This is a genomic window from Pseudomonas sp. (assembly GCF_050739655.1).
Taxonomy (GTDB): Bacteria; Pseudomonadota; Gammaproteobacteria; order Pseudomonadales; family Pseudomonadaceae; genus Aquipseudomonas.
This window is the reverse complement of sequence record NZ_JBOIBY010000707.1, coordinates 1-4,296: the sequence shown is the minus strand read 5'-3', so window position 1 is coordinate 4,296 and position 4,296 is coordinate 1. Positions and strand designations below refer to the sequence as shown.

Annotated in this window: 4 protein-coding genes; all 4 read right to left on the bottom strand. The window is 59.3% G+C overall.

Annotated features, from left to right (window positions below):
* On the bottom strand, nucleotides 1–1,069 hold a 1,069-nt coding region (aceA, locus tag ACRESJ_RS33655), incomplete at its 3' end, for an isocitrate lyase (RefSeq protein WP_431761734.1).
* 474 nt (nucleotides 1,070–1,543) lie between these two features.
* Nucleotides 1,544–2,305, bottom strand: coding sequence for a secretin N-terminal domain-containing protein (locus ACRESJ_RS33650; protein WP_431761733.1), 762 nt, complete (start codon nucleotides 2,303–2,305; stop codon nucleotides 1,544–1,546).
* Nucleotides 2,306–2,604: 299 nt separating this feature from the next.
* On the bottom strand, nucleotides 2,605–3,030 hold the full coding sequence (locus ACRESJ_RS33645; protein WP_431761732.1) for a GNAT family N-acetyltransferase: 426 nt from the start codon (nucleotides 3,028–3,030) through the stop codon (nucleotides 2,605–2,607).
* A complete protein-coding gene (locus ACRESJ_RS33640) occupies nucleotides 3,023–4,192 on the bottom strand; it encodes a JmjC domain-containing protein (RefSeq protein WP_431761731.1) in 1,170 nt (389 codons plus the stop codon). Before ACRESJ_RS33640 ends, ACRESJ_RS33645 begins: the two co-directional genes overlap by 8 nt.
* Nucleotides 4,193–4,296: the final 104 nt, after the last annotated feature.

Below are 4,296 nucleotides of genomic sequence, written 5' to 3'. Positions count from 1 at the left end.
ACTGGTGCTTGTAGCCCATGGCGGACAGTTCGCGCTGGAACTTGGCGATGGTCGCGTCGTCCAGGTTTTTCTTCCAGTTGAAGGAAGGCGAGCAGTTGTACGACAGCAGTTGGTCCGGGTATTCCTTTTTGATCGCTTCGGCGAAGCGACGAGCCTCGTCCAGATCCGGCTTGGCGGTTTCGCACCAGATCAGGTCGGCGTACGGAGCGTATGCCAAGCCGCGAGCGATTGCCTGGTCCAGGCCAGCGCGCACTTTGTAGAAGCCTTCCTGGGTACGTTCGCCAGTCACGAATGGCTGGTCGTACGGGTCGCAGTCGGAAGTCAGCAGGTCAGCTGCGTTAGCGTCGGTACGGGCCAGGATGATGGTCGGAGTACCGGCAACGTCAGCAGCCAGGCGAGCAGCGGTCAGCTTTTGTACAGCTTCCTGGGTAGGAACCAGTACCTTGCCGCCCATGTGGCCGCATTTTTTCACGGAAGCCAGTTGGTCTTCGAAGTGAACGCCAGCGGCGCCTGCTTCGATCATGCTCTTCATCAGCTCGTAAGCGTTCAGAACGCCGCCGAAACCGGCTTCAGCGTCAGCCACGATTGGTGCGAAGTAGTCGATGTAGCCAGCGTCGCCCGGGTTCTTGCCGGCTTTCCACTGGATCTGGTCAGCGCGACGGAACGAGTTGTTGATGCGCTTGACCACGGTTGGAACCGAGTCAACCGGGTACAGCGACTGGTCTGGGTACATCGATTCGGCGGAGTTGTTGTCCGCAGCCACTTGCCAGCCAGACAGGTAGATTGCCTGGATACCGGCTTTGACTTGTTGTACAGCCTGGCCGCCGGTCAGGGCGCCCATGCAGTTGACGAAATCTTTCTCAGGACGGAAGGCTGGCTTGGCACCCTGGGTTACCAGGTTCCACAGCTTCTCGGCGCCCATTTTTGCAAAGGTGTGCTCAGGTTGAACCGAGCCACGCAGGCGGACGACGTCAGCAGCAGAGTAGGTGCGTGTCACGCCTTTCCAGCGCGGGTTTTCAGCCCAGTCTTTTTCGAGGGCTGCAATTTGCTGTTCGCGTGTCAGTGCCATGGAGATAAACCTCGTCGCGTCTTTATGAAAAGTTGTTCTGCGGTGGAAAATTCCTGCGCTCGCTGACCAGAAGCTTAGGCGGTCAAGTCGGGTTCGGCGGGGAGGCGACGGGATGAACGATGGGCTCGAGGGGAAGTGAGCAGGTAAAGGCGAAACTGCGGGCGCATTCGGGCGTCGTGGGCCTTGGTACGAACATCAGTGTGGTGCCGGGTTACCTAATTACGCTTCCGTCCCTCGGGACAACTTCGTTCCAGTCGGCAACCTCGTCAAACACACCTTGTGGGCGGTACAGACACGAAGCGGTTCGCGGGGGTAGGTGCGAACATCGCCTCGAAGGCCCTTGCCAGGGCCCCTGATTAGCGGGAGCGAGGCCATCATGCCTTTGCTTTTTTTGCGCGTCAAACGTTTTGTAGTGCTTTTTTTAAAGCACTACATCTTTGGTCTAATACGACCCCTCAGTCAGTTTTTGGTGCTTTAGTCCAAAGTATCGACTTTCACCCGCAGGGTCATGTCATCGCGTCCCTGAGTCGCATAGTTGCGGGTCATGGCCTGTTTGTCGGCCTGTGTCTGGCGATTCACGCCGGCCAGCAGAATCCACTCACCCAGTCGGCCGGTGACGGTTGTGTCGGTGCTTTGCACATTCACTACATCGGGACGTTCCTGGCTCATGCGGTCACGGTTGGTGCTGATCGACAGGTGAACGATTTCGCCGGTGACGTTGGCCGTGACATAAAAACCCTGAGTGACGTTGCGGTATTCGGTCTGGCTGCGCAGGTCGCCGTACGAGTCGGTTTGCGAGCTGGTCAGTGGCACGCTCTGGCCGACCTGGATCAGTGCGGGCATGCCGTCGGTGGCCTGGATTTGCTGGATACCGCCGTCACGACTTGCGGTGCTGTGGCTGATGATGCGGGTCTGGCTCGGCTTGGCACCGTTCACCAGGTAGCCTTGATCGCCCTGCACGTTGTTTTCGTTGGTGTCGACGGTGATCAGAAGGCGCTTGGGTGCGGTGTCGAGTTGCGACAGGAGGGCCTTGAGTTCGTCGATCTTGCGCTGATCGGCGTTGACGATGAGTTGATTCCCGTAGGCGCTGACTTGTCCGTCCTTGCCGATGAAGTCCTGTGCGACGGGCAGCATGTCGGCGCTGGTGTGGTAGTTAAGTGGCACGATTTCAGTGGCTGCCATGGCCGAAAGACTGAAGGTCACCAATAGTGTGGTGAGCAGGGTGCGTAGGGACATATCCGTTATCTCCGCCATTGTGATTTGTGTAGGAGCGAGCTTGGTCCGGGCGGCGTTCCGACGATGGTCGTCAACGATTACGCGGGAAGCCTGAAACCCCACGGCGTTCTCAAGTTCATCGCGAGCGAGCTCGCTCCTACAGGGGGGTGAGGCATGGTTTGATATTGCCAGTTTGTCGGCATCCTGTGGCGCTAGTTGAATCGTAGACAGCAAAACGCCCCGACATCCGAAAATGGCGGGGCGTTTTGTGTTGGTCTTGCGGGCCTCTTCGCGGGCAAGTCGAATGCAGCGACTCGGTCTCAAACCGAATGACGAACCATGTCCACATGCGGAATCCCTGCTTCCAGGAACTCCTCGCTGACCATGTTGAAGCCCAAGCGCTCATAGAACGCCGTGGCCTGGACCTGGGCGCTCAGCATCTGCTGCTTCAATCCGCGCTCTTCAGCTTCACCGATAACTGCTTGCATCAGTGCGTCGCCGACTTTCAGGCCGCGCCAGTCCTTGAGTACCGACACCCGGCCGACGTGACCGTCAGGCAGCAGGCGGGCGGTGCCAATCGGAAAGTCCCCTTCGTAAGCCAGGAAGTGCACGGCAGTCACGTCGTCGGCATCCCATTCCAGTTCTGGCGGAACGGACTGCTCGGCGACGAATACCGCTTCACGAATGCGCCGGATCTCGGCGTTGTCCTTTTGCCAGTTTGCGACACGTACGTGAATCTTATTCATCGGCAAACCCCAGGCTTCCTTGCTTGACCAGCTCGCACAGCAGGCCGCGGCCGTCTTCGTCGCTCAGCCATTGGCCGAGGTTGTCGACGTGCAGGGCATCGGCAGCGCAGATCATTTTCAGCAACTCGCGCAGTTTGCCCGGCAGATAGCGGCTCTGGCCGCTGGCGAACAACAGCAGGTCGTCATCGACTTCCGACCAGGCCAGGCGTGCACTCGGATTGCGGATCAACACGGCGCCTTGCTCCAGCGCGCCCAGAACGTCCTCTTCTTCGAGGTCTTCCGGGCCGACCACCAGTTCCGGGTAGCGTGGCTCGGTCATGAACTGGCCGAACCAGGTCAACAGCAGGCGCTCGTCGCTCATGTGTTCGGCGAGCAGGTTTTTCAGGCGATCGAGGGCGTCGTGCTGGATCTGGTGCGGGTCCGCCGCAGGCAGGGCGTCGGCGTCGGTGTAACGCTCTTCGTCCGGCAGGAACTGGCTGAGGAAGTCGGTGAAGTGGGTCAGTACTTCAGCGGCGCTCGGTGCGCGGAAGCCAACGGAGTACGTCAGGCAGTCATCGACAGCTACGCCGCAGTGGGCAAGGCGTGGCGGCAGGTACAGCATGTCGCCCGGTTCCAGAACCCATTCATCGGTCGCTTCGAAGTCGGCCAGGATGCGCAGGTCGGCGTGTTGCAGCAGCGGGCTTTCGGAGTCGCACATCTGGCCGATCTTCCAGTTGCGCTTGCCGTGGCCCTGCAGCAGGAACACATCGTAGTTATCGAAATGCGGACCCACGCTGCCACCTGGGGCGGCGAAGCTGATCATCACGTCGTCGATGCGCCAGCTTGGCAGGAAGCGGAAATTCTCCAGCAGTTCGCTGACTTCCGGCACGAACTGGTCAACGGCTTGAACCAGCAGGGTCCACTCGCGTTCAGGCAGTTTGCTGAATTCGTCTTCGGCAAACGGGCCGCGGCGCAATTCCCATGGGCGCTCGCCGTTTTCGATGATCAGGCGCGATTCGACTTCTTCTTCCAGCGCCAGGCCGGCCAGTTCGTCGGCATCGATCGGGCTTTCGAAATCAGGAATCGCCTGACGGATCAGCAGTGGTTTTTTCTGCCAGTAGTCGCGCAGGAATTCCCGTGCCGTGATGCCGCCCAGAAGTTGAAGAGGAGTGTCAGGATTCATGTGTAACCTATTGAAAAAAAGCACTTTTCAGACGGGAATAAAAACGCCCGGCGCGGCCGGGCGTCTTAAAAGGGTCTAGCGGTCGATCAGATGCGTTTGGCTTG

Coding starts and splice junctions, on each gene's coding strand:
- ACRESJ_RS33650 (WP_431761733.1), bottom strand. CDS start 2,305: ATGTCCCTACGCACCCTGCTCACCACACTATTGGTGACCTTCAGTCTT.
- ACRESJ_RS33640 (WP_431761731.1), bottom strand. CDS start 4,192: ATGAATCCTGACACTCCTCTTCAACTTCTGGGCGGCATCACGGCACGG.
- ACRESJ_RS33645 (WP_431761732.1), bottom strand. CDS start 3,030: ATGAATAAGATTCACGTACGTGTCGCAAACTGGCAAAAGGACAACGCC.